General features: G+C 29.5%; 23 protein-coding genes and 2 other annotated features. Of the genes, 19 read left to right on the forward strand and 4 right to left on the reverse strand.

Going from position 1 to position 24,690, the window contains the following annotated elements; all coding sequences use genetic code 11:
* Nucleotides 1–15: 15 nt before the first annotated feature.
* Nucleotides 16–2,148, reverse strand: coding sequence for a metallophosphoesterase family protein (locus J2Z39_RS03340; RefSeq protein ID WP_209813783.1), 2,133 nt, complete (start codon nt 2,146–2,148; stop codon nt 16–18).
* 161 nt (nt 2,149–2,309) lie between these two features.
* Nucleotides 2,310–2,521 (forward strand) — a binding site (T-box leader).
* Between the two features lie 54 nt (nt 2,522–2,575).
* Here J2Z39_RS03340 and J2Z39_RS03345 point away from each other — a divergent pair.
* From J2Z39_RS03345 to J2Z39_RS03430, 18 genes are all read left to right on the forward strand, one after another.
* The gene (locus J2Z39_RS03345) at nt 2,576–2,815 is read left to right on the forward strand and encodes a hypothetical protein (protein ID WP_209813784.1); all 240 of its coding nucleotides are present in this window, start codon (nt 2,576–2,578) and stop codon (nt 2,813–2,815) included.
* 18 nt (nt 2,816–2,833) lie between these two features.
* Nucleotides 2,834–3,946: an ABC transporter substrate-binding protein gene (locus tag J2Z39_RS03350; protein WP_209813786.1), complete on the forward strand. Its 1,113-nt coding sequence runs from the start codon at nt 2,834–2,836 to the stop codon at nt 3,944–3,946.
* Between the two features lie 10 nt (nt 3,947–3,956).
* The gene (locus J2Z39_RS03355) at nt 3,957–5,015 is read left to right on the forward strand and encodes an ABC transporter permease (protein ID WP_209813787.1); all 1,059 of its coding nucleotides are present in this window, start codon (nt 3,957–3,959) and stop codon (nt 5,013–5,015) included.
* Nucleotides 5,012–5,758, forward strand: a complete 747-nt coding sequence (locus J2Z39_RS03360) for an ABC transporter ATP-binding protein (RefSeq protein ID WP_117521242.1) — start codon at nt 5,012–5,014, stop codon at nt 5,756–5,758. The genes J2Z39_RS03355 and J2Z39_RS03360 overlap by 4 nt, the downstream gene beginning before the upstream one ends.
* A 238-nt stretch (nt 5,759–5,996) precedes the next feature.
* Entirely contained in the window at nt 5,997–6,893 is an 897-nt protein-coding gene (locus J2Z39_RS03365) for a DUF2232 domain-containing protein (RefSeq protein WP_209813789.1), read from the forward strand.
* Complete coding sequence (locus J2Z39_RS03370) at nt 6,890–8,896, forward strand: DHH family phosphoesterase (protein WP_117521246.1); 2,007 nt, start codon at nt 6,890–6,892, stop codon at nt 8,894–8,896. The genes J2Z39_RS03365 and J2Z39_RS03370 overlap by 4 nt, the downstream gene beginning before the upstream one ends.
* Nucleotides 8,874–9,323: a 50S ribosomal protein L9 gene (gene rplI, locus J2Z39_RS03375; RefSeq protein ID WP_117521248.1), complete on the forward strand. Its 450-nt coding sequence runs from the start codon at nt 8,874–8,876 to the stop codon at nt 9,321–9,323. The genes J2Z39_RS03370 and rplI overlap by 23 nt, the downstream gene beginning before the upstream one ends.
* Nucleotides 9,323–10,654, forward strand: coding sequence for a replicative DNA helicase (dnaB, locus tag J2Z39_RS03380; protein ID WP_209813790.1), 1,332 nt, complete (start codon nt 9,323–9,325; stop codon nt 10,652–10,654). The genes rplI and dnaB overlap by 1 nt, the downstream gene beginning before the upstream one ends.
* A complete protein-coding gene (locus tag J2Z39_RS03385) occupies nt 10,647–11,213 on the forward strand; it encodes a GNAT family N-acetyltransferase (protein WP_209813791.1) in 567 nt (188 codons plus the stop codon). Before dnaB ends, J2Z39_RS03385 begins: the two co-directional genes overlap by 8 nt.
* A complete protein-coding gene (locus J2Z39_RS03390; RefSeq protein ID WP_209813792.1) occupies nt 11,203–11,943 on the forward strand; it encodes a DnaD domain-containing protein in 741 nt (246 codons plus the stop codon). The genes J2Z39_RS03385 and J2Z39_RS03390 overlap by 11 nt, the downstream gene beginning before the upstream one ends.
* Nucleotides 11,933–12,901 (forward strand): ATP-binding protein, encoded by a 969-nt coding sequence (locus J2Z39_RS03395; RefSeq protein ID WP_209813793.1) that lies wholly within the window; start codon nt 11,933–11,935, stop codon nt 12,899–12,901. Before J2Z39_RS03390 ends, J2Z39_RS03395 begins: the two co-directional genes overlap by 11 nt.
* A 7-nt stretch (nt 12,902–12,908) precedes the next feature.
* Nucleotides 12,909–13,580 (forward strand): NAD(P)H-hydrate epimerase, encoded by a 672-nt coding sequence (locus J2Z39_RS03400; RefSeq protein WP_209813794.1) that lies wholly within the window; start codon nt 12,909–12,911, stop codon nt 13,578–13,580.
* An 85-nt stretch (nt 13,581–13,665) separates the two neighbouring features.
* Nucleotides 13,666–14,160: a DUF1003 domain-containing protein gene (locus J2Z39_RS03405; protein WP_117521259.1), complete on the forward strand. Its 495-nt coding sequence runs from the start codon at nt 13,666–13,668 to the stop codon at nt 14,158–14,160.
* Nucleotides 14,147–15,082 (forward strand): DUF4349 domain-containing protein, encoded by a 936-nt coding sequence (locus J2Z39_RS03410; RefSeq protein ID WP_209813795.1) that lies wholly within the window; start codon nt 14,147–14,149, stop codon nt 15,080–15,082. Before J2Z39_RS03405 ends, J2Z39_RS03410 begins: the two co-directional genes overlap by 14 nt.
* Before the next feature lie 72 nt (nt 15,083–15,154).
* The gene (gene brnQ / locus J2Z39_RS03415) at nt 15,155–16,441 is read left to right on the forward strand and encodes a branched-chain amino acid transport system II carrier protein (RefSeq protein WP_117521263.1); all 1,287 of its coding nucleotides are present in this window, start codon (nt 15,155–15,157) and stop codon (nt 16,439–16,441) included.
* 36 nt (nt 16,442–16,477) lie between these two features.
* Nucleotides 16,478–16,639 (forward strand) — a binding site (T-box leader).
* A gap of 39 nt (nt 16,640–16,678) precedes the next feature.
* Complete coding sequence (gene serS, locus J2Z39_RS03420) at nt 16,679–17,968, forward strand: serine--tRNA ligase (protein WP_117521265.1); 1,290 nt, start codon at nt 16,679–16,681, stop codon at nt 17,966–17,968.
* A gap of 469 nt (nt 17,969–18,437) precedes the next feature.
* A complete protein-coding gene (locus tag J2Z39_RS03425; RefSeq protein WP_209813796.1) occupies nt 18,438–18,635 on the forward strand; it encodes a hypothetical protein in 198 nt (65 codons plus the stop codon).
* 18 nt (nt 18,636–18,653) lie between these two features.
* A complete protein-coding gene (locus J2Z39_RS03430; RefSeq protein ID WP_209813797.1) occupies nt 18,654–19,265 on the forward strand; it encodes a hypothetical protein in 612 nt (203 codons plus the stop codon).
* A gap of 512 nt (nt 19,266–19,777) precedes the next feature.
* Here J2Z39_RS03430 and J2Z39_RS03435 read toward each other — a convergent pair.
* Both J2Z39_RS03435 and J2Z39_RS03440 read right to left on the reverse strand, forming a co-directional pair.
* Complete coding sequence (locus tag J2Z39_RS03435; protein ID WP_209813798.1) at nt 19,778–21,631, reverse strand: acyltransferase family protein; 1,854 nt, start codon at nt 21,629–21,631, stop codon at nt 19,778–19,780.
* 100 nt (nt 21,632–21,731) lie between these two features.
* Nucleotides 21,732–22,430, reverse strand: coding sequence for an aspartate/glutamate racemase family protein (locus J2Z39_RS03440; protein ID WP_209813800.1), 699 nt, complete (start codon nt 22,428–22,430; stop codon nt 21,732–21,734).
* Nucleotides 22,431–22,521: 91 nt separating this feature from the next.
* Here J2Z39_RS03440 and J2Z39_RS03445 point away from each other — a divergent pair, with 91 nt between their 5' ends.
* The gene (locus J2Z39_RS03445) at nt 22,522–23,712 is read left to right on the forward strand and encodes a carboxylate--amine ligase (RefSeq protein WP_209813802.1); all 1,191 of its coding nucleotides are present in this window, start codon (nt 22,522–22,524) and stop codon (nt 23,710–23,712) included.
* An 81-nt stretch (nt 23,713–23,793) separates the two neighbouring features.
* Here J2Z39_RS03445 and J2Z39_RS03450 read toward each other — a convergent pair whose 3' ends face one another.
* Nucleotides 23,794–24,657, reverse strand: a complete 864-nt coding sequence (locus J2Z39_RS03450; protein ID WP_209813803.1) for a DUF4300 family protein — start codon at nt 24,655–24,657, stop codon at nt 23,794–23,796.
* Nucleotides 24,658–24,690: the final 33 nt, after the last annotated feature.

Here is a 24,690-nt window from a genome sequence, read left to right on the forward strand (position 1 = left end):
GTTAACTCTAGTCTCTCACTTATTAGTATCATCGTATTCAATATAATTAAAGTATTTCTCAAGTTCGTTTAAATCTTCATTTTGATAAATCTCAACCATTTCTTCGCTCATGGAGTTTACCATATCTATAACAAATTTTCTAAGGCTTGTTTGTCCAAACATCTTATCTGAGAAATTTGCTTTAGCCTTTCTAACTGAGCTAGACTTAACTATTCTCTTAGCTAAATCAACCCCACTTAAGTCTTTTTTCTTTGTAAGATATCTTGAAAAGAAATCAAGCAAATCTCTCAAGTTATTGACCTTATATTTCATATATTTATAAGTTAAATTTGAAGTCAGTCCTTTTGTTTGTATAAGATCATCAAAAAATTTATCCTTGCTTCCATCTTTTTCAAGTTTTATAGAACTAGTAAATTTATCAAAGGCCTCATTAACTTCATCAGCCACATAATTTAGCACGATATCTATAATATCATAATCTGGATTATTTAGGTTATCAATCATTTTAGAAACATATTTTGGTCTTTCTTCTTCTCCTAATGGCTTATATTGATAAATATAATTTGCAAAGTCATAAAAATTATTACCGTTTTCATCTATGGGCATTTGCCAAGCCTTATTTATTATTTTATCCCAATATTTGATGATATTATAAGGAATAAGTATTTTATCTTCAATTTGATCTAGGATTATATCAATAGCTTCTTCAATATTGCTTGCTTTTATGTGTAGGGTATTTTTTATAGCTCTAATTTTAAACTCATATTCACCATTGAGTTTTATTACATCTATCTTTCCTATATATCTTTTTAACACTGGAAACTTATCCTCTATTAGAGGAAAGACTATTTGATTCATATATCCATGGCTTGGGATATCTTTTTCTAAATAAGCACTTGCATATTTATTCGCTTCACTTTGGATATCAAAGTGAGTAAATTTTGGATTATTTGCTTGTATTCTGATGTAATTATGGAGGACGTCCATTAATGATAATTGCCTATTGATAGTGTAATTAATAGCATCATCTACAACTTCTATTTCATTTGCTAAATTTTTGTAGGTAAACTTTTTAATTAACTCAGTTTTTATATATACTTCATAAGCATTGTTTTCCTCCACCATATTAATTAGCTTAATATGTCTTATAGGTAGGGGGTAAGTTACAGTTGATCCTGTTTGAACATCATATATAACATTGCCCATTTCAGAAGTGTACTTTGCAGTACCATTTTCGTGTAGATGACCTGTAAATACAAACTTAACTCCATTATCTGCTAAAACTTCTATGGGTGTCTTATTATTTATCCTCGGATCGGCATCAATAAACTTTGTTCGCCATTCTTTAATTATAAATGGAGAAAAAACTAACTCTTGATTTCTAAAATTAGGAACTAAGGCATGGTGGGCCATTATAAATATTAAATCCTTGCGAGATTTGGCTTCTTCTATTTTTTCTACAGTCCATCGCATTTGTTCTAATGTGACAGACCCTGGTATGTTTTCTCTACCATCTCTATTGTTTTGCTCTGTATCAGCTGAATAGATTGATGTATCTAGGGATATTATTGTAAGACCGCTAGTATTTTCCTCGCTTGGTATCCTTGAAACATATGAGAAATACCCATGAGCATAGTAGCTATACTTTTTTTCTCTTTCATATTTTATATTGCTTCTGTATAAGTAATCTTTAAAAATATCTGAATCCTTATACATTTCTAATACATAAGGATTTTCATAAACAAATGAATATAGTTCATAAAATTCTTTTGGACTTATATTCTTTGTTTTATTATCTTTTTTAAAATCATAGGACTTATGGTTGTTAATGTCATGATTTCCAGGGATCATAAATATTTCACGATCATTTTTTTTATTTTTCCACTCGAGTAAATATTTTTTTACAATTTCATGAGATTTATATTCACCATCTTTTACTAAATCACCTGGTAAAAATATAAACTTACTTTCTACATTTTCTACCATGGATATAGCTTCTTTTAAGAGTGCCTCACTTTCAACTAGAAGTTTCCTGTCTATTTTTATTTCTTTTTTAAAATCTTCTGTATCAGCTATCAAATCATAGCTTAGCACGTGAGGATCGCTAATGATTGATATATCAAATTTATCTATACTTTGTAAATTCATCTTTACCTCTATATATTTTTACCTACAACTAGTATACCTGCATTTAAGTTTAGTTAAATAGTTGTATTATTTATACATGATTTTATAGAGTTATTTTTGTTGCAAAATATTATAAAAATAATTCTTGACAGTAAATTCTCCTGTGGTATACTTATCTTACATGAATAACAGTGATAAGAAGAGTACACAGATATTTTCTTATACAGAGAGGTTAGTATGCTGAGAATAATCATTGAAAGATCTGTGGAAGTGCATCTTTGAGTTTTATACCGAAAATAAGTAGGCTATAACGCTTGTACCCGTTAAGTACATTAAGGTTTTAAGATATTCTTAAAATAAATTAAGGTGGAACCACGATAACCTCGTCCTTTTTAAGGACGAGGTTTTTTATATATTCATGAATATATAGAAAGGAATAAGTAAAAGCATGAAAAATGTAAAAGTGCTTTCTTTAGCCCTAATTACTGGGATAAGTTTATCTGCCTGTAGCAATTCAAGTGCAGATACTAATAATACATCTATTAAACAAAGTACCAGCCATCATCAAATGCATGAAAAACATCATAATAATGAAGAAAATTCAGTAGATGATTTGCAAAAAGTAAACTTTATGGATGAGAACTTTGATATGAGTAAGATAGAACAACACAGTTGCTGTGATGAATAATACATTTAGGAGAGATTAATGAAAAATAACAAACTTATAGCTTTATTACTAGTAGGTGGCATAGCTCTTACAGGCTGTGTAAAGACAAATGAAAATGCTGATGATAAATCAAATAAAACTGAACAAACAGATACAAGTAAGACAAATGAAAATACTACTGATACAAATAAAAAGGATAACAAAGAATCAAAGGTAGCAAGCCTTGAAGAAGAACCAAGATATGGTACACCTGTAAAAATTGGATTTGACGGAGACTTATGTATAGCAGGTCAAAATCTTGCAGAGATTAATGGATATTTTAAAGAAAAAGGTGTAGAAGTAGAATTCGTTAATACAAAAACTGGTAAAGACGCTCTATCAAGTGGACAATTAGATGCTATGACAGGTGAGTTTGGATCATTAATAGTTCCCGCAACTAAAGGACTTAACTATGTATTCTCAACAGCATCTCACTCAGGATGCAAATCACTTTATGTACTTGATAAGAATAAAGATTTACAAAAAACAGCTGATCTAAAAGGAAAATCAGTTGCAGTAACTAACGGCATAGGAAATAGCGGACACAATACACTTTTAAGATTCTTAATACATGATAATATGAGTCCAGATGATGTAAATATAAAACCAGTTGATGCAGCAGCAGTTATACAATCCTTAAAAAGTGGGGAGATAGAAGGTGCAATTTTAGATGATCAATTTGCACAAGAATTCCTCAAAGATGGAACTATTAGGCCTATTAGATCTCTTACAACAGATGAAGATTTTGGTAAAGAAGTTTGCTGTGTAACAGCTTTTAACAAAGATTTTGTAGATAATAATCCAATGCTTGCTGAACTTGTAGCAGAAGCTATAGAAGAAGGTAATCAATATGCAGCTTCTAATCCAGAAGATGCTGTAAAAGTACTTCAAGAGAAAAACTTAGCTGAGGGAGACCCAGAAGTTGCTACAGATTTACTAAAAGCATATGATTATACTCTAACAAATGATGATGGAGAAACAACAATTAGAAGCTACTTTGACGATTACAAAGAACTTGATTTAATCGATCCTTCAAAATCTACAGATCAATTAGTCGAAGAACTTTGGAGACCATTAGGAAATGGAGAAGTTGAAGTAGTTAAGAATAAATAAGGAGAAGTAGATGGAAGAAAATAAAAGCTCTAAAAAATCTAGAAGCTTTAAAAAGAGCAAATCTACAAATAATTTGACTAAAGAAGAGTTAATAAAGCTTGAGTCTAAACCGAGAAATAAGACTCATGATATTTTAAAATTAATTCTTCCTATTATAGCGGGGTTAATAGCTATATTTGAATATGTATATTTACCAGATCATAATTCAAGTGCTGTAAAGACCAATTTATATAATGGATTTTTGTGGATACTTCTTGCTATTTATGGTATAGTTTTACTCATTTCTTTTAAGAATGAAAATTTAAGAGATAGGCTTATTTATAAGTCACCTTTCTATACCTTTGTTTTTATCTTGCTTTTAATTTACGATGTGCTTACCTTAAAGACTGCTAAGCTTGACTTGCCATATTTCCCATGGATGGATATGATATTTAATTCTATGAAAGAAGATGCAAGCTTTTTGACAGATTCAGTTTTAAGTTCACTTAAATTATTATTTACTGGATACTTTATTGGTGCAATTTTAGGTATCATAACAGGTATACTTGCAGGATATTTTGATAAGGTTAATTACTGGGTAGATCCATTCTTAAAACTTTTAGGACCAATACCTACAACTACATGGCTACCAGTAGTAATGGTAATTGCTATTAACTTATTCCAAGGTGCAGTATTTATTATTCAGCTTGGAGTATGGTTTTCAACAACACTTGCAACAATTACAGGTATTCATAACGTAGATCCTTCATATTATGAAGCAGCTCAAACTTTAGGTGCTACAAATTCTGAGCTTGTAAGAAAAATTGCTATCAAATCAGCAACACCAAATATCTTCCAAGGTCTTATTGCAGGTATGTCAGCTGCTTGTAATGCTTTGATAGTTGCTGAAATGCTTGGTGTAGAAAGCGGACTTGGATGGTATATAACTTGGAAGAGCTCGTGGGCAGATTATTCTGCAATGTATGGAGCAATAATATTACTAGCTATAACATTCATATTGGTAAATATAATAATAAAGAAAATAAGTAAAAATGCACTAAAATGGAGAAGTGGAGGAGCTGTTAGATGAGTAAATTAGAATTTAATAATGTATCAAAATCATTTATTAGAAGTGATAGCGACACAATTACTGATGCTCTTTCAGATATTAATTTTGAAATCCATGATGGTGAATTTGTAAGTATAGTTGGTCCTTCTGGTTGTGGTAAGTCTACAATACTAAGACTTATAGCAGGACTTATATTCCCGACAACAGGACAGATTAAACTTGATAATAAAGAGATAACAGGCCCATCTAGTGTAAGAGGTATGGTATTTCAAAAATCAACACTATTTCCTTGGCTTACAGTTGGGCAAAATGTTGGATTTTCTGGAAGTTTAAAAAATGAAGATAATATACCAGATGAAACTATAGATATGATGCTTAAGAAAATAGGACTTTATGATTTTAAAGATTCCTACCCATCAAATCTATCAGGAGGTATGGCACAAAGAGTTTCACTTATTAGGACACTTGTAAATAAACCAGAAGTTTTACTTCTAGATGAACCTTTAGGGGCATTAGATGCCTTTACAAGAATGAATATGCAAGATGAAATCTTAAACTTGTGGAATGAAGAAAAAAATATGGGAATTATGGTCACCCATGATGTTGATGAAGCTGTTTATATGTCAACGAAGGTAATAGTTATGGAGCCAAGGCCAGGAAGGGTAAAAAAAATAGTGCCTATTAATCTAGATTTTCCTAGAAATAGAACTAGCAAGGAGTTTACAGATTATAGAAATGAACTATTAAATATATTGGATATATAAATTTAAATTGTACTAAGGATGAAATTAAAACTTCATTACTTAGTGCATTTTTTTGTCTGATTTTAATTTATTATAAGTATATTCAATAAGTGGTACAAAAATCTAAGTATTTTATAATTTGCATTTACAAATAAATTATAAATTGATAGTTATTTAGTATAGAGTAAGATATAGAAGTTAACTATTCTTACATTGTCCAAATGAAAGCTTTATGCTAAAATTAAGTGAAAGGATTTTTATGAATATTACTAAGAATATTAATAAGATTATCAACATATTATTTGCTGTTTGCTTAATAAGTGTATTGGTAATCGTTTCATCCGATAGTTTGATATTGCTTTTAAGTATACCTATAATGCTTACTGCAGTAAATATAGACTACGAAAGGATTGAATTTTTATCCATTATAATAGCTGTAGCTTTAATTAGCTATTTATTTATAGATACTAAAAATCTAGCTTTGGAATTTGTTCCGATTATTTTGTTGACTCTTACTCTAATCATATTAAGCAAAATAAGTATTAGTGATAAGGGGCAGATTGCAATCAATTTCTTGATAGCTAGCCTTATTTTTATAGGTATCTATAGGTACCAGATGGTAAATCAAGGTCTTGACTTAAAGTCTATGGCAGAAGACTTAAAAGAGATTTTTGAACAAAATGCAGATTATGCTATTGCAGATGAGACTTATGAATTATCTCTCGCAATGTATCCAGCTGTATTATCTAGCTTATCTTTAATTTATGCTGTAATTTCACTAAAGCTTGTTAGAAATTTTATGGCCCATAGGAATAAGGGTAAGGATATGTTAGCATTAAATAATCTAAGGCTTAGTAAAAAAGATGCTCTTATAATCATAGGATTTGCAGCTTTGATGGAGCTACTATTACCAACTATTTTTGCTATTAAGAAAGATTTTGTTATAGCAAATGTTATATGGATTATTGCAAGTATATTGCTTCTAAATGGTATGCTAGTATATGATTACATAATGAGAAGACGTAGATCTAGTTTATCTCGTGGTATGCAATGGTTTTTTGTTATAATATTTTTTTATTTTTTTGCAATAATGTTTATTGTATTTGGATTAGCTGATATATTTGTAGATTTTAGAGCAAGAAAGGAAGAAGTATGAAAGATAATAAAAAATCAAGATATGAGTATATAGTATATGTAATGATATTACCAGTTCTTACATCAATACTATTATTTTATTATAACCAAATGCTTGGTGCTATAGCCATACTTTCGTGTGGTTTACTTTATTTTTACTTACAAAAGCAACTTGACTATAACGAGAAGGCTATACAAAGATATGTGGATGAGGTTGATTTAAGTTTTGATAGTATAACCAAAAATTTGGTATTTGAAATGCCATTTCCAATTGCTGTATTAAATAATGGAAGAGATATTAAATGGCACAATGGTTATTTTAGAAATCTATTCCCCCAAGAAGATTTAGTTGGAGTAGATATTAGAAACCTTGCTGCTGATTTTAAGGATATTGATTTTACTGACAAGCAAGTTGTTCAGCCAATAAACATCCCTATAGATGGAAAAATCATGCAGTTTTATTTTACAAGTGTATTTAATGAAGGATTAAAAACAACTGAAACCTTTTTATATGGTTTGGATAACACTTATGATGAGTCTATTAAGCAGTTATTTAAGGATAAAAGATTAGTATTTTTTACGGTATTTTTAGATAATTACGAAGATTTGAGAAACTCAACAGATTCATTAAATAGACCACAAGTTTTAGGATCTATTGATAGAACTATTACAGAGTATTTCAAAAGATACAATGGTGTAGTTAGAAAATACGAAAATGATAGATTTATGGTTGTCATGGAATATCAACAATACAAGAAAATCCACGATAATAAGTTTTCTATACTAGATGATGTTCGTGATATAGATTTTGGTAATACAATAAATCCTACTTTATCTATAGGTGTTGGAATTTCTGGTGCTAATCCTAACGAAATATACGATGATTCTAGGGTTGCAATAGATATAGCTTTATCACGTGGTGGAGATCAAGCAGTAGTAAAGCTTGAGGATAACTACGAATATTTTGGTGGTAAATCAAAAGCTACAGAGAAAACTAGCAAGGTAAAATCTAGGGTGATTTCTGGTGCTCTTAAGAGAATGATAAATTCATCTAGTGATGTATATATTATGGGTCACAATAATCCAGATATGGATTCTTTTGGATCATCACTTGGAGTTTATGAAGGTGTGAATTTTTTAGGAAAAGATGCCTACATTGTGTTAAATGAGGTTCCTCGTCAGATAGAAAATATGTATTCTAGTGCTACAAGTTCTTTAGAAGAATTATCAGAACATATATTGACAGAAGATCAAGCATTGGCACGAATTAAACCTTCATCATTAGTTGTAGTATGTGATAATCATAGAAAACATTCTACTGAAGCTCCAAGTCTTATAGAAAAGACAGATCAGATATTTATTATAGATCATCATAGGCGTGGTAATGATTATATTAAAAAAGCAACTATTTCTTATATAGAGCCTTACGCCTCAAGTGCATCTGAGCTTGTTACAGAAATATTAAATTATTTAGATGAGGACTTTAAGGCAAGGACATCTATAGCAGAATCATTGCTTGCAGGAATTACTGTTGATACTAAAAACTTTGTATATCAAACAGGTGTTAGAACCTTTGAAGCAGCTAGTATTTTAAAGCGCTGGGGTGCTGATACAGTATATATAAAAAGAATGTTTAAAGATGACTTTGAAATAATAAAATATAAGTCGGAAGTTATAGCAGATTCGAGTATAGTAAATGATATGATTGCCATAGCGCACTTTAACAGAGATATTGATGGATCAACCCTAATTGCAAGTCAGGCTGCTGATGATTTGCTCAATATAAAGGGAGTTAAGGCTTCATTTGTACTCACAAAAGCTAATAATAAAATCCACATTTCAGGTAGAAGCTTAGGCGATTTGTCGGTACAATTAATCCTAGAGCGTATCGGAGGTGGAGGCCATTTAACAGCTGCCGCTACCCAATTAGATATGAGCATGGAAAATGCCGAAAATATGCTTAAAAAAGCAATAATTGAATATTTAAGAGAGGAAGAAGAAGATGAAAGTAATACTAACAGATAATATTGTAAGAGTAGGTGTAAAAGGAGATTTAGTTGATGTAAAACCAGGATATTACAGAAACTACCTAAATCCACAAGGATTAGCTGTAGAAGCTAATAAAAAAAATATGGCTGAACTAGAAGAAATGCAAGCTAAGTTAAAAGAAGAAGAAGCACAAAATAGAAAAGAAGCTGAAGAATTAAAAGAAAAAATCGAAGCACTTACAATTACTCAAAAAGTAAATGTTGGAGAAGATGGAAAGCTATTTGGATCTGTAACAAATAAAGACCTTGCTGAAGCTTTAGCCGAACAAGGAATCGAAATAGATAGAAAAAGAATCGAAGGTGTTGAAACCATCGAAGGAACTGGTGAATTTAACCTAAACGTTAGACTTTATCCAGAAGTTAATGCAGATCTTAAAGTAGAAGTTGTAGCTGAGGTAGAATAGTGACAGAGGCTAGTAGGCCTCTACCATATGACTTCTTAGCAGAAAAAGCCATTATCGGAAGTATTCTAAAGAAAAACGAAACTTTCGATAGAGCAAATCAAATAATAAAACCTGTAGACTTTTATGATTCTAGGACACAGAGGATATATAAATCTATCATTACCATGATTGATAAAGACATCAAGGTAGATGAGGTGAGCTTGATATCCCAGCTTAGAAACGAAAACATATTACAAGAAGTTGGAGGGGAGGAGTTTATCACTGAGATTACCCTCTCCTCATTTTATACTCCAAATATCGATACATATGCAAAAACTGTAAAAGAAAAATCATTGCTTAGAAGTCTAATAGGGGCAAGTGAAGATATTATGGATGTAAGCTACAGGCAAAGTGAAGATGTTAGCTCCATTTTATCCATGGCTGAAAGTAAAATATTTGATATATCTCAAGATAAACTAAACGAAGGTCTTATAAAAGTAGGAGATACTCTAGAAGAAACTATTCAAGTTATCAACGAATTATCAATGAATGATGGTAACATTACAGGAGTTACTACAGGACTTGATACTATAGATAATAAGCTATCTGGTCTACAACCAGCGCAATTAATATTACTTGCTGCACGCCCTGCTATGGGTAAAACTGCACTTGGTCTTACTATGGCTTGGAATGCTGCAAAAGAAGATAAATCGGTTGCTTTTTTTTCACTTGAGATGAGTACCCTACAATTAAGCTATAGACTAATATCTATGGTTAGCATGATTGATCTGGAGCAAGTTATGAATGGTAGAATCAAGGATGATGAGTGGGAACTATTATTTCATTCTACACGTGAGATAGCAAGCAAAGATTTATATGTTGATGAAACACCGGGAATTACTTTATCAGAAATGAGATCAAAGCTTAAGAGACTAAAAGCTGAAAAAGGCCTAGATCTTGTAGTTATAGATTATCTACAATTAATGCAAGCAGATAGTCGTCAAGAAAATAGACAAAACGAAATCGCATCAATATCTCGTGGTTTAAAGAGCCTATCAAAAGAGCTTAATTGCCCAATATTATCGCTTGCTCAACTTTCCCGTGAGGCTGATAAAAGGGCAGATCATAAGCCAATCCTTTCAGATCTTAGGGAATCAGGTGCTATAGAACAAGATGCCGATGTAGTTATGCTATTATATAGGGAGGATTATTATGATGAAGAAGATAATCCAAACATTGCCAAGCTAATAGTAGCTAAACATAGAAATGGAGCTACTGGTACTCTAGATTTATTTTTTAATAAACCATGTACAACATTTAGAGATCTAAGCTTTAGGGAAGAAAATGTCTAGACAAACAAGAAGAGTATATATCGAAAAAATCACTCGTCAAACAGCAATGGAATTTAAAAACTGGGGGGATTTTGATGATCCAAGACTTTCTGGCTATAACTATGGAAACTTAACAGATTTTGAGATCAACTTTTGGTTTAGTACTGTAACTACACCAAGAAAAAAGTATTTTGCTGTAAAAAAGGTAGATGACGATAGATTTATAGGATTTTTAGGGCTTAAAAACTATAATCCTATAACAAAAAGAGCGAAACTTGGTATAGTATTTGATCCTAATTATGTCTCAGATGGATATGGTTACGATGCAATGAGAGAACTTTTAGATTATTATTTTAATGAGATAAATTTTAAAGAGTTGATATTAGAAGTTAATCTTTTTAATAGTAGAGCAATTAAATTATATGAAAAATTGGGCTTTAAGGAAGATGGATATACAGAAGAAGTTTTCGAAAACCAAGATATAGACTACGACGATAGATTTTTTGAAATGGATCACGGCCTGATTTATTCAAAAATACTAAAGATGACTTTAACAAAGGATGATTATTATGAACTTTAAGATGCAAGATGTAAAATTAGATTTAGGAACTACAGCATTTGAAAATATGTTTTTAAATACCTATGTACAAATGGCTGATGGCGATGCGCTTAAAGTATATCTTTTAGTTTATAAAGACTTATACAATGAGGGGAAAGTCGATATAGGTAAGATAAAAAAACAACTATCTTTTACAGATGAAAAATTTAATGAGTGTATAGAGTTTTGGATCAATATGGGAATGTTTCGTCAAAAAATAGATAAATCTGGGAAAAAATATATAGAAATAGTATCCTTACGCCAATCATATTTTGGAGATAATACAAAATCATCTAATGAAATGAGTTTTGATAAGGCAAGTCGTAAAGCTATTATGTTTGATAATGTCGAAAGAATTATAGATAGAAGCTTAACTCCAGCAGATATAACCCGTATACAAGAAACACTATCTGAATATAATCAAGACCCAGAATTGGTAACAGAAGCTTTTAGACAAGCTAAAGAAGGTGGAAATATGGATGTTAAATATGTAATGGGATATTTAAAATCATGGAGAGATCAAGGTACTTTTACTCTTAATGATTTAAAAATTCATGAACAAAGACAAAAACTAAAAAGACAAAATTCCCCACGTCAATATAGGAAATCATCAAGCACAAATCAAACATCTAATAGCAAAAATTATGCTCAAAAAGCTAGAGAAGAACGCTTTAGAAGAATGCTAGAAGCGGAGGATAATAGTGAATCCTAATAAAAAAGCTAGCCAAATCTTGGCACGTCGTCGAGAAAAAGATAAAATTGATCAAGAAGATAGAATAAAGGAAGTTTATCAAAAAATTCCTACTATGGAATCTCTTGATAAGAATATTAAGGAATTAGGATACACTATTATAAAAGAAAACCTTAAAGGTAAAGATAGTAGAAATTTGGAAGATGAGCTAAAAAAACTTAGAGAGTACAAAAAAAGCTTACTCATAGAAAATGGATTTGATAATGATTACATGGAAATAAGATATTTTCATGAAATTTGTAAAGATACAGGTTTTGTTGGAACTAAAATGTGCTCTTGTCGAAAACAGATTATAATTGATGAAAACTATAGTCAGTCAAATATCAGATCATTGCTTAGTAAAGAAAACTTTGATAACTTTGATGATAGCTTATTCTCAGATAATAATTTTGAAGGGTATCCTATAAGTCCTTATGAAAATATAAAATTTATCAAACGTCAATTAAAAAAATATATAGAAAATTTTGAAAATCAAAATCAAAATATTTATATTTTTGGTGACGTGGGTCGTGGCAAGACTTATCTACTTAATTCTATAGCAAAGGAAATATTAGACAGAAATTACTCAGTCCTTTATATGACATCCTCAAGTATCTTTAAATTTCTAAATGATTATAATTGGGCTTTTGAGGAAGCTAGAGCAAAACATCAAGATCAATTTGACTTTATTTTAAATTGTGATTTACTTATTATAGATGACCTAGGTAGTGAAGCTTCTACTAAGAATGACGCTTCAAACTTATTTGAAGTAGTGAATTCTAGAATGATAGCAGAAAAACCAATAATATTTTCTACAAATTATGATGAATCCATGTTAGAAGATATGTATGGTCCTAGGATATTTTCTAGAATTGTAGGAAATAGCAAAGTATATGAAATTTTTGGAGAAGATTTAAGACTTAAAAATAGAAACTTTTGAGGTGAATATGCTTGTTGTTGATAAAGATCAAATGATAGCAATAGATAGATATGCTATAGATGAACTGAAAATTCCAGCTTTATGTTTAGTAGAGAGGGCAAGTCTAGCTATTATAAAAAATATTAATCTTGAAATAAGAAAGAGTTTTGCTATAGTAGCTGGTACTGGAAATAATGGTGCAGATGCTCTGGCTGTAGCAAGAAATCTATTAGCCCGAGATTTTTATGTTGATATTTACATAATAGGAGATATTACTAAGGCAAGTGTTGAGTTTAAGCTAAATCATAAGGCAGTCAAAACTTTGACAGAAAATATTTATCTAGTAGACACTATAGAAGATTTAGAGAATATGGAAAATAATATATCTAAAATTTCTACTATTATAGAAGGTATTTTTGGGACTGGACTTGATAGGACTATATCAGGAACTTATGCTTACGTGATATCTATAATAAATAGGAGTATGAAATATATAATCTCAATAGATCTACCAAGTGGCTTAGACTCTAGTACTGGAGATTCCTGGGGTGAAATTGTTGATTGTGATCTAATAGTTTCTATGCAACTTATGAAAAAAGGAGTATTTGATAGATCGGCCTATAAAAGTAGATGTGTAGTAGAAGATATAGGTATACCAGAAAAGGCAATAAACCACGTATTAAATCAAGATGGTAAATAGCCATCTTTTTTGTTTAAGACTTTTTCTATGGATAACTTTATATTAACTTAATATAAATAATAGTATGATTAAAGAAAGAGGTTTTATGGACGATTTAGATAAAAAAGAAAAGGAATTATTGGATTATATATTAAATAATGATTTAGATTTGGATGATGAAGAAGCAATTACTTTGATCAAAGAAAAAATAAATAGTAATCCTAGAAATAAGCAAAAAAACGAATATTCGTTTGGTGATAGGGCAGCAGATAAAATAGCAAAGTTTGCTGGCTCGTGGACTTTTATAATTATATTTATTATTGTTTTAATTAGTTGGATGATAATTAATAATAAAATGGATGATAAAGCCTTTGATCCATATCCATTTATACTTTTAAATCTTGTTTTATCTTGTGTAGCTGCTATACAGGCTCCACTAATTATGATGAGTCAAAATAGACAAGAAGAAAAGGATAGACAAAGGGCAGAAGATGATTATATAGTTAATCTTAAAACAGAAATAATTATTAGAGATATTCACAAAAAGCTAGATCAACTACTAGAAGAAAATGGAAGTGATAAAGTTTATGAAGATAAATAAAAATCATTTATTTAATCTATTACTTATATTTACTTTATCATCTTGTTCATCTAATTTTAACACAATGAATAATGAGAATATTCATCAATATGATACAACTAATAACAAGACCTATGAAACAAATGATGAAAGCGCGCCTGTTAATGAAAGCCTAGATTCTTCAACAGATGAAGTAGAAGATAAACAAATATCTAAGGATATAGACTATAGTGATATTAGTAGTGATAGAAAGATAGAAAATATTTTTGATTATACATTTGAAAGTATAAATTATGATCAAGATTATGATAAACTAACCAAGCTCGTTGATGATCATAAAGGCTATATAGAATCATCAAATCTTAATATAGATACTGGTAGAAATGGTGATGAAAATATAAGAAACTTTGGTGCAAGTATAAAAATACCACAAGAAGAAAGTAATAAGTTTAAGAATGAAATAGTTAAGATAGGAAAAATTATATATCAAAGTTCATATACAAATGATCTAACTTCATCTTATAAAGATATAAATATTAGACTTAGTTCAAAACAAAAAGAGCTTGATAAACTCAATGATCTTATGAAAAATGCAAAAAATATTGATGAAACAATGGCTATACAAGCTCGTATATTAGAAGTCGAGGAGGAGATTGATCAGATAAAATCAATGATAAAAGATGTAGATAGTAAAGTTACTTATGATACTTTTGATATAAATATAAATGAAGTATATGATTATAATAACTATGCTAATAACAATCCTGATTTTTCTAGCCGTATAAAGGAAGCTTTTAAAGATTCTATTCATATATTTTCTAAATTTTGGCAAGACTTACTTGTAGCTATTGTTTCTATTTGGCCATTAATATTAGTAGCTATAATTATAATTTATATCATAAAGAAAAGTAAAGAGAAAAAACTTTCAAATGGGGAAGAGTAATCTTCCTTTTTTCTATAAATTTTATTTTTATAGATTTTAATGTATAATCTTAACATATAAAGAGGTTATATAATGAAAAAACATAAATTAGATATAAAACAAGTAATAATATCTGGATTTGCACTTTTTGCAATATTTTTTGGAGCAGGGAATTTAATAATTCCCCCTTATCTAGGTCTTAATTCTGGTCAAGGATGGTTTTTAGCTTCATTAGGATTTAATCTATCTGATAGCTTTTTGATCCTTTTAGGTATACTTGCTATGAGCAAAAGAGGAGCAGACCCAAGGAAATTTGGGGAGAAGATAGGTACTAACTTTGGTATTATTCTAAATTTAATTTGTATTACTCTTGTAGGCCCGCTATTATCAATTCCTAGGACAGGAGCAACCACCTTTGAAGTTGCAATAGTGCCATTTATACCAGATTTTAATAATGTATTATTTTCACTAATATTTTTTATATTGGTTTACATAATTACTATCAATGGATCTAAGGTTATAGACAGGGTGGGAAAGTACCTAACACCAATCTTACTTATAATACTAGTTGTTTTAATAATAGCAGGTATAAGTGCTCCAAGCGTAAACTTAGCAACAAGCCAAAACAATAGACTTTCAGATGGATTTATTGAGGGCTATCAAACTATGGATTCCTTAGGACCTGTATTTCTTACAGTAGTTATCCTAGAAGATTTTAGAAATAAGGGTTTTAGAAGCGATGATGAGCTAAAGAAAGCTAGTATTTATGCTGGAATTATTGCTGTATTAGGTCTTGCTATTGTTTACACAGGACTTAGTTATTTGGGTGCAAAGTCATCATCATTTGTTGATCCTTCTATATCAAGAACAAGTCTTTTGCTATCTCTTACTAAAAATTATCTTGGGAAAATGGGACAAATAGCTTTAAGTTTAGTAGTTGGTTTTGCTTGTATAACAACTGCAGTTGGCTTATTATCAGCATTTGCTTCTAGCTTTTCAAAAAATCTAGGGTATAAATTTACCTATGAATTTTATGTGAGATTAGGCGTAACTATAGGATTTGTCCTTTCTATATTAGGAGTAGAAAAGATTATGGAAATATCTATTCCAATTCTTTTATTTATATACCCTATAGTTATAAGTTTATATTTACTAAATCTTATCGATAAGGAGAATATGGATCCTTTAATCTATAAAATTGTAATTTGTGCAGTTGCTTTGGTTAGTATGGCTGATAGTCTTAAAGTTTTACATATAGATAACTTCTATACTAACATGGTAGGTAAACTTCCTCTAGCAAGCTATGGTTTTGCTTTTGTATTTATATTCATAATAAGCTTTATCTTAGCTAATATAATAAGTAAATTAAAAAGCTATTGAATTAATTAAGATTTGAATGTATACTATTATTAATTGAATAAAGCAATGATAAGACATAGTAACTAGGAGTAAATCTTTAGAGAGAAGATGGTTGGTGAAAATCTTTGATAGAGCCTAGTGAATCTACCTTTAGCTTGTATAAATTGAGTATGTGATTACATAAAAATTGGGTGGCACCACGAGACCTTCGTCCCATGTAGGATGAAGGTCTTTTTCTATGCTAAAAAGGAGAAAAAAATGATAGATATTAAATTATTAAGAGAGAACCCTGAACTTGTTAAAGAAAATATGAGAAAGAAATACCAAGAGGAAAAATTACATTTGGTAGATGAAGTAGTAGAATTAGATGAGAAAGTTCGTGCTGTAAAAACTGAAGGAGATAACTTAAGGGCTGAGCGTAATAAAGTATCAAAAGAAATAGGTGCCTTGATGGGACAAGGTAAAAAAGACCTTGCAGAAGAAGCTAAAGCTCATGTAAATGAAATTAATGATCGTCTAACACACATTGAAGAAGAAACTAGACAATTAGGTGAAGAAGTAAAATCTCGCATGCAAAAAATCCCACAAATTATAGATCAAACAGTTCCGCTAGGAAAAGATGATAGTGAAAATGTGGAGAATGATAAATATGGAGAACCAATAGTGCCAGATTATGAAGTGCCATATCATGTTGATATTATGGAAAGCTTTGATGGTATTGAGCTAGATGCAGCAAGAGAAACTTCAGGATCTGGTTTCTATTATCTAAAAGGGGATATAGCAAGACTTCAATCAGCTATTCTTTCTTATGCAAGAGACTTTATGATTGATAGAGGATATACTTATTACATCCCACCTTTTATGATAAGATCTGAAGTAGTTACAGGTGTAATGAGCTTTGAGGAAATGGAAAATATGATGTACAAAATTGAGGGTGAAGATCTATATCTAATCGGAACATCTGAACACTCAATGATTGGTAAATTCATCAATACAATTAACGAAGAAGACGATATGCCACTTAAGATGACAAGCTATTCTCCATGCTTTAGAAAAGAAGTAGGAGCACATGGTATAGAAGAACGTGGAGTATATCGTATCCATCAATTCGAAAAACAAGAAATGGTTATAATCTGTAAGCCAGAAGATTCTATGAAATTCTATGATGAATTATGGAATAATACAGTAGATTTCTTTAGAAGCCTAGAAATTCCAGTAAGAACACTAGAATGCTGTTCTGGAGACCTAGCTGACCTTAAAGTAAAATCTTGCGATGTAGAGGCATGGAGCCCACGCCAACAAAAATATTTTGAGGTAGGATCTTGTTCAAATCTAGGAGATGCACAAGCTAGACGTCTTGGAATTAGATTAAGGGGAGAAAACGGAACATACTTTGCTCATACACTAAACAATACAGTAGTAGCACCACCAAGAATGCTAATAGCATTTTTAGAAAATCTATTACAAGAAGATGGTACAGTAAGAATACCAGAACCACTAAGAATGTATATGGGTGGTAAGGAAAAATTAGAACCTAAGAATAAATAAAAGATGGGGCTGTTGCAAAAGTCCCAAAATAGAAAAAAGACGAGGAAACTAAAAATTCTCGTCTTTTTCTGATATAATGTTTTTTAACACTGAAATATATATAAAAGATGATGTTAAGTTAAGTCTTGTAAAAATTATAATTGATGGATAGATTTATCAGAATAAAAAAAGACATAAATGTATGTCTATATATAGACAAGTTAGCATTCTAGATAATAAAGGATACTTCTTATAAAAGAAAAGGCAGAAGCTGCTCTCTTAGGTTGGGATTTAGTTGATAGTGGAAATCATCTTGATTGGGATAGCAATTCCAAATATATTTCTATAATAAATAGAAGTGTTGGAATCTGGTAAGGATATCGCCAAGGAGTAGTTTAGAAGAGATTCGTGGAATAAATGGCAAGATGTTTTTACAAGCGATTATAATGAAGTAAGCAATACATTAGGAGTAACAAGTTCCAGGGGAACAATGAAGTTAAATGATTATAACTTTAAAAATATGTCAAAAGATCAACGAACTAAAACTGTCACACATAAATTTGGACATGCACTTGGTTTGGATCATACCTATGGAAAGTATGATGTTATTCAACAAGGTCAGTTGAGTATTGCAAGCTTATCATCTACAAACAAAAAATCCTATGATGAAGCTTACAGAACATATTGATATGAAAAGAAGATATATATGAACAAACAGTTTAATATGAAAAAAATAATTTCAATAATATTTAGTTTATTTATCGTTTTAGCTACTGTTTCATGCAGTAAAGAAAATATAAATAAGGAATCTAAAGTAGAATATATGAGAGGTGATTTTGCTGTAGATGTAGAGAACCCATATGAGTTGGTAGGATTTTCTGATTATTATTTCATTGGCGAAGTTATAAGTCAGAAAAATACAGAATATAGACATCCTATTAATGTGGAAACTGAAAATGGTACTAAAGAGGTTACATCTCCATATACTAATTATGAAATAAAAATAATAAAAAATATAAAAGGAAATCTTCCGATGAATAAGAATATAACAATTACAAAGGCAGGAGGATTATCTAAAACAGGAGATTTAGTATTATATGAAAATGACAGCTTGCTTGATGTTGGTAAAGCGTATGTTATGACTGCATCTGCTCAACCAGATGGAAGTTTGCTAGTATCAGGTCCAAATTCTTCAAATTTATTTGATCAAATCACTACAAGATCATCAAACTCAAATAGATACGATAAATACAACGAGATATATAATAATGAAGTAGAATTTAACAGAGAAAGATTTCAATTTAAAGATAATAAATAATATATATTTAAATGAATATCAAGATTATAACACTTAATCCCCTAAGTTAAGGATAATCCTAAGGTGATCTCAAAAAGTTTGACTTGTTGAGCTGTTGTATAAGTTCTAGCATAAAAAAAGACGAGGAATCTAAAAACCCTCGTCTTTTTCTAATAGTATGCATTTATGATCAATGTTAAAACAATGCATCATCACTAACTAATTTTACATTAGTTGATGTGCAATTCAATTTAAAATGAATTTTAACACTGAAATATACGTTTACGATGATGTTAAGTTAAGTCTTATAAATATGATTTGAGAATTGAATATTTAGAAATCATAAAATACAAAGCTACTTAAAAAATATCCAAATAACTAGCTTTATTAATTGAACCTATTTTTAAGGGAAATGTGGATATAAGATAAAAATCCATCTTTAGATACAAGCTATTTGATTAGCTTAATATGAATATTCAAGAAAAAAGTGATGTTGCAGAATAGAATTGCCTATTCTGCAACATCACCATTTTTTATGCTCTAACCTTATTAACATTCAAAATCTTTCTCATAATAAGCTTCCCAAAGTAATCAGAGCCTTCTACATTAGGATGTGTTCTATCTGGGGCTAGGAGGTCTGGTCTATCTTTTACAAATTCTCTCCAGTCTACTAGATGGGCTTTAGGAGTTTTATCTGTAAATTCTTTTAAACACTTATTTACATAGTCCATATATGATTGAGTATGTGAGGTATTTACAAAGTATACATCGCGCCCATCAGATATTTCCATTATTTGCTTAAGATCTTTTTCATTAGCAGATCCATTAGATCCTAAAGATACAATAACTATATCTCCAAGTCCAACATTTTGTTTTACGCTGGATAAAACAGCTGGACCATCCACCATGTCACGTCCAACCTTACCATCTAGATAAAAGTTTGGAATGTATTTTCTGATATATGAATCAGCATTTATTATAACAGAATCGCCTATAGCTGTAACATGCAAATCAGCCAAATATTCCTTTTCCTTATCTGTAAAATCGAAATTGTCATAGTCCTTAGCTTTAAAGTTTGGATCTATAGTTTTTACACTTGGATACTTTTTTCTAGATTTTCTATTTGTTTTGTTTTTTTGCTCTGAGCTTGTTTTTGTAGATGATTTTTTATTGTTTATACTAGCTTTATTTCTTTTTTCTATTTCACTTTGGTTACTTTCGATCTCTTTTTTAAGTTCCTTTATTTCCTTATCTTTTTTATTTCCTATAAATAGAGAAACAATAGATAGTACTATAAGTAAACCAGCAGATATTATTAGAAAATTTACTTGTTTACTTTTTCTTTTGAATATCTTATAAGTTAGTTCAGATAACATTACTAAAACTATAATTTCTAATAAAAAGGAAACAAAGCTATTGATTTTTCCAACTATAAAGTATACAAAAAATATCTGAACTATATATTGCCATATATATAGGAAATAGCTTCTATCACCTATATAAAGTAGTATATCCGTAGGAATATTGTGGCTTTTGATATCCTTAAGGTACATATCTTCGTAATTATATAAGCTTAAAATCAATAATCCTACTAGTATAGTGTAAGCAATAAAAAATACTTTATATGAAGATATCTTGCTACCATCTATAAAAAAGAAAGGCAATATGGTAAGCACTCCCAAGCCCATATTAATTATTTTATGAGTATTTCTATCAAGATTTATTTTATCTTTAAGATAGCTTCCAAGTAAAAATAAAATTATACCTAAAGAAAATGCTGATATTCTAGTATCTATTCCATAGTAAATTCTTGTTATATTTTTTGGGCTTTTTGCAAAATAGATCAATAAGCTAAAACTTATAATAGTTGTAATAGAATAAAGAATTAATCTAGTTTTATTTCTATTATTTCTAGTTATCAATCTATCTATTAGAGTGAATATTGCTATAAATTGCATGTAGATAGATACATACCACATATGAAGGAAAATATTAAAATTACCTAATTGGTTAAAATAATCATCACCCACAAGTATTCTTCTTATATTTTCAAAATTTAAGGCGACTGGTATTACCGATTTTATACTATCATCAAATATATCCCTTGCAAAGAAAATTGAAATAACCATGGCTATAGCCATGATAAAATAAACTGGAGACATTATAGAAATGAATTTTCTTATAATAGATTTTAATGAAACTTCTTTTTTATTTTCACTAGATCTCATAGTAAGAAATCCAGATAGGGTTAAAAATATTATAACAGCTAAATATCCACCTGGTACAAAGTGGGCGTATCTATGAAATAAGCTTACTCCAAGAAATGCTACAGCTCTTAAAATATTTAGTGTATAATATTCTTTTTTTACTTTTCTTTTTTTTCTCATACTTTTACCTCTGTAACATATAATTATAGCAAAATACTTATTAATTTTTTATAAAGAAATTATATGCTTTCAATATAGATATAAAATGTTATTCTATTTTTTAGATCCTATTTTTAACATTAAAACCCATTTTTTTTATTGATTCTATTGCTAAGATGTCCATAGCATCAATTACATAATTGTAGTTCATTATGTCATCAATTATTGAAAGTTCAGTACAAGCTAGAATTACACTATCTACACTTTCATTTTTCAACGATTCAACTAGTTTTAAAAATTGGGGAGCAGAGGTATTGTTCGTTTCTTTTATATCATAAATAGTCTTCATTGAAAGATTTTTTTGCTTATCATTTAGCTTATAAATATTTATTCCAAATTCATCTGCATACTTATCATATATACCATAATCCATAGTAGCAAAAGTTCCCAGAATTGCAATATTTTTATAACCATGATCATTACAATATTTGACAGTTTCATATACCATATTAATTATATTTATGTTTGTATAACTATCTAGTTTATCTATATAATAGTGCATAGTATTACAAGGAATAGCTATATTTGTTACATCTAAATTTTCAAAAGCCTTGATATCTTCCTTTGCCTTTTTTAATAGTAATGGTTCATAAGTTCCGTTTAAGATAGCCTCTGTTCTATCGGGCATAAGTGTATCTGATAAAATAACAGTTGGGATATGGTCCTGGTCTTTATCGGCCTTAGTATATTTTACGAGCTTATTGTAAAAACTTGCAGTACATAATGGGCCCATACCACCTAAAACACCTAATCTATTCATATATCCCTCCTTGGTTTTATTTAGCTTTTTACATTATACGCTTTTATAGTATATTACTCTATGAGTTAAAAGAAGATAAATGGAGAGAAAAATGGAAGAATTTTTACCAATAGTTTTAGGTTCAGACCTAAATACATATTCTATAGCAAGAGAAATCTATGAAGCTTATGAAATAAAACCAGTAGTTGCAACATCAATGATTTTACTACCTTGTATAGATTCACAAATTATTAATATTTATAAAAAAGAAAACTTTTCAAAAGATTCAGAAGTATTTAAAGAAGTATTAGATAGAATTTATGAGGAAAATAAAGATACATATAAGAACTTTATAATATTTGCCCCAGATGATGTTATGAGAACTTATGCTTTAAAAAATATTGATAAATTAGATTTTAATCCTATCATGCCTTACGCGTCAATTGAAGTCATAAAAGATCTTTCTACTAAAAATGACTTTTATAAAAAAATTAAAGAATTAGGTCTTGCTCCTAAGACATTTATAGCTAGTAAAGAAAATTATAAGGACTTATCTTACCCTAACGAAGTTTTTATAAAGCCAGATAATGATGTATTTTATAAATCTCTTGATTTTGAAGGTCAGCAAAAAGGCTACCACTCAAAATCTATAGATGAAACTATTAAAATTCTAGAAAGAATTTTTAATGCGGGTTATGATTACAATATCTTAGTTCAAGAGTTTGTAGTTGGTGGAGATGGCAGTGAATATACTATAGAAGGGTATAGATCAGAGAATACAATTTCTATGGCTATGTCAAAAAATATCTTGCTAGATAAGAGAGTGGAATGGATTGGTAACTTTGTAGCCAAAGTAGATTCAGATGAAAAGATCTTATTTGATTACGCTAGGGATATAGTGAAGACTTTAGGTGTTTATGGACTTTTTAACATTGACTTTAAAAAGGATATTAGAACAGGTAAGTTTTATTCATTTGAGATTAACCTACGCCAAGGTAGAAGCCACTATTTTGCAACACTTAATGGTGTAAATACAAGTAAGCTTGCTATAGAAGATAAGATTTTTGGAAGAGAAGAGGAGATCATAGGAGATAAATCCTTTAGATACTATAACCTTGACCTAGCTCAGACAATAGATAATTTAGAAGATGGTTTAAGAGACGAATTTGAAAAAAATAATAGAAAAAATAATTCAGCTAATCCTTTAGTTTATGAAAAAGATTGGAACTTAAGAAGGAAGATAAAAATAAATAAGTACTTAAATAAATTAAGTAAAGAAACTTTTGCTATTAAAGAAATATAAAAAAAGGACTGTGCTGATGAGCTGACCCTTAAAATCTGTTTAAGTTTGACTTGATGGGTCAGCGTATGCAACAGTCCCTTTTTAGTGCTTTAGCAAATCATTATTTTCAAATATTAATGGTTTGGCAGGATAACTTTCACTAGAGAAGTCGTATAGTTTCATTAGATAATCATATAGGTCTTTCCTATCTTTGAATATTATTGCTTGGTAGGGAGATGTAAATGCTAATTTTTCTACTAACATTATTCTGCTATCTTCTAGAGGAAATAATATTCCAGTGTGGCCTACAAATAATTCGTTATCATTTTCATCTAGTTCTGAAAAGATATAAACCGAAATTACTGAATACTTATTGTTATTAGAAAAAGTAATTCCGTTTTTATTCCAAAAGCTTTTAATTTTTTCTAGATGGACGTTTGGATCTCCTGTATTTTTAGTCTTTATAGCTGAGTAAAATTTATTAAATTTATCAATTTCGTTTTTTTCTAAAGTTGAGACAGGTGGATTGCTAAAAGTTGAATTATCGATTTCTACAGCAGATAAGCTTGGATTTTCTATGTGTTTTATATTTATTTTATCTGATACTAAACCAAAAGTAGTTATCCTACAATTTATTCCTGCAAATTCTGGATATTTTTTAAATAGTTCATCTTGCATGGTATATACATCATAGTCTGGTATTTTATTTGCTTTTTTGTAGTCTTTTTCTATTAATAAGCTATTATCTACATTTGCATTAAAGAAATCAACTTGATTGAAAAATCTATCTATGTTTTTTTGGCTAATACCACTACTTTCCATTATATTTTTAATATCATCTTTAGATTTATCAGTGACAATATTATTAAAAATATATTTATAATCCTTATTTTGTGGAATATTTTCGTTTTTACAAGCACTTAAGCTTAAAATAGCTAATAGTAATATTAATATCTTTTTTTTCATAAAACTCCTTAATTAAAGAGGCCATAAGGTCTT

The sequence above is a fragment of the Anaerococcus nagyae genome (assembly GCF_017874535.1).
GTDB lineage: Bacteria > Bacillota > Clostridia > Tissierellales > Peptoniphilaceae > Anaerococcus > Anaerococcus nagyae.

Excerpts from the sequence above, each read along its gene's own strand:
- J2Z39_RS03340 (WP_209813783.1), bottom strand. The coding sequence starts at position 2,148 with ATGAATTTACAAAGTATAGATAAATTTGATATATCAATCATTAGCGAT.
- J2Z39_RS03345 (WP_209813784.1), top strand. The coding sequence starts at position 2,576 with ATGAAAAATGTAAAAGTGCTTTCTTTAGCCCTAATTACTGGGATAAGT.
- J2Z39_RS03350 (WP_209813786.1), top strand. The coding sequence starts at position 2,834 with ATGAAAAATAACAAACTTATAGCTTTATTACTAGTAGGTGGCATAGCT.
- J2Z39_RS03355 (WP_209813787.1), top strand. The coding sequence starts at position 3,957 with ATGGAAGAAAATAAAAGCTCTAAAAAATCTAGAAGCTTTAAAAAGAGC.
- J2Z39_RS03360 (WP_117521242.1), top strand. The coding sequence starts at position 5,012 with ATGAGTAAATTAGAATTTAATAATGTATCAAAATCATTTATTAGAAGT.
- J2Z39_RS03365 (WP_209813789.1), top strand. The coding sequence starts at position 5,997 with ATGAATATTACTAAGAATATTAATAAGATTATCAACATATTATTTGCT.
- J2Z39_RS03370 (WP_117521246.1), top strand. The coding sequence starts at position 6,890 with ATGAAAGATAATAAAAAATCAAGATATGAGTATATAGTATATGTAATG.
- rplI (WP_117521248.1), top strand. The coding sequence starts at position 8,874 with ATGAAAGTAATACTAACAGATAATATTGTAAGAGTAGGTGTAAAAGGA.
- J2Z39_RS03385 (WP_209813791.1), top strand. The coding sequence starts at position 10,647 with ATGTCTAGACAAACAAGAAGAGTATATATCGAAAAAATCACTCGTCAA.
- J2Z39_RS03390 (WP_209813792.1), top strand. The coding sequence starts at position 11,203 with ATGAACTTTAAGATGCAAGATGTAAAATTAGATTTAGGAACTACAGCA.
- J2Z39_RS03400 (WP_209813794.1), top strand. The coding sequence starts at position 12,909 with ATGCTTGTTGTTGATAAAGATCAAATGATAGCAATAGATAGATATGCT.
- J2Z39_RS03405 (WP_117521259.1), top strand. The coding sequence starts at position 13,666 with ATGGACGATTTAGATAAAAAAGAAAAGGAATTATTGGATTATATATTA.
- J2Z39_RS03410 (WP_209813795.1), top strand. The coding sequence starts at position 14,147 with ATGAAGATAAATAAAAATCATTTATTTAATCTATTACTTATATTTACT.
- brnQ (WP_117521263.1), top strand. The coding sequence starts at position 15,155 with ATGAAAAAACATAAATTAGATATAAAACAAGTAATAATATCTGGATTT.
- serS (WP_117521265.1), top strand. The coding sequence starts at position 16,679 with ATGATAGATATTAAATTATTAAGAGAGAACCCTGAACTTGTTAAAGAA.
- J2Z39_RS03425 (WP_209813796.1), top strand. The coding sequence starts at position 18,438 with ATGAAGTTAAATGATTATAACTTTAAAAATATGTCAAAAGATCAACGA.
- J2Z39_RS03430 (WP_209813797.1), top strand. The coding sequence starts at position 18,654 with ATGAACAAACAGTTTAATATGAAAAAAATAATTTCAATAATATTTAGT.
- J2Z39_RS03435 (WP_209813798.1), bottom strand. The coding sequence starts at position 21,631 with ATGAGAAAAAAAAGAAAAGTAAAAAAAGAATATTATACACTAAATATT.
- J2Z39_RS03440 (WP_209813800.1), bottom strand. The coding sequence starts at position 22,430 with ATGAATAGATTAGGTGTTTTAGGTGGTATGGGCCCATTATGTACTGCA.
- J2Z39_RS03445 (WP_209813802.1), top strand. The coding sequence starts at position 22,522 with ATGGAAGAATTTTTACCAATAGTTTTAGGTTCAGACCTAAATACATAT.
- J2Z39_RS03450 (WP_209813803.1), bottom strand. The coding sequence starts at position 24,657 with ATGAAAAAAAAGATATTAATATTACTATTAGCTATTTTAAGCTTAAGT.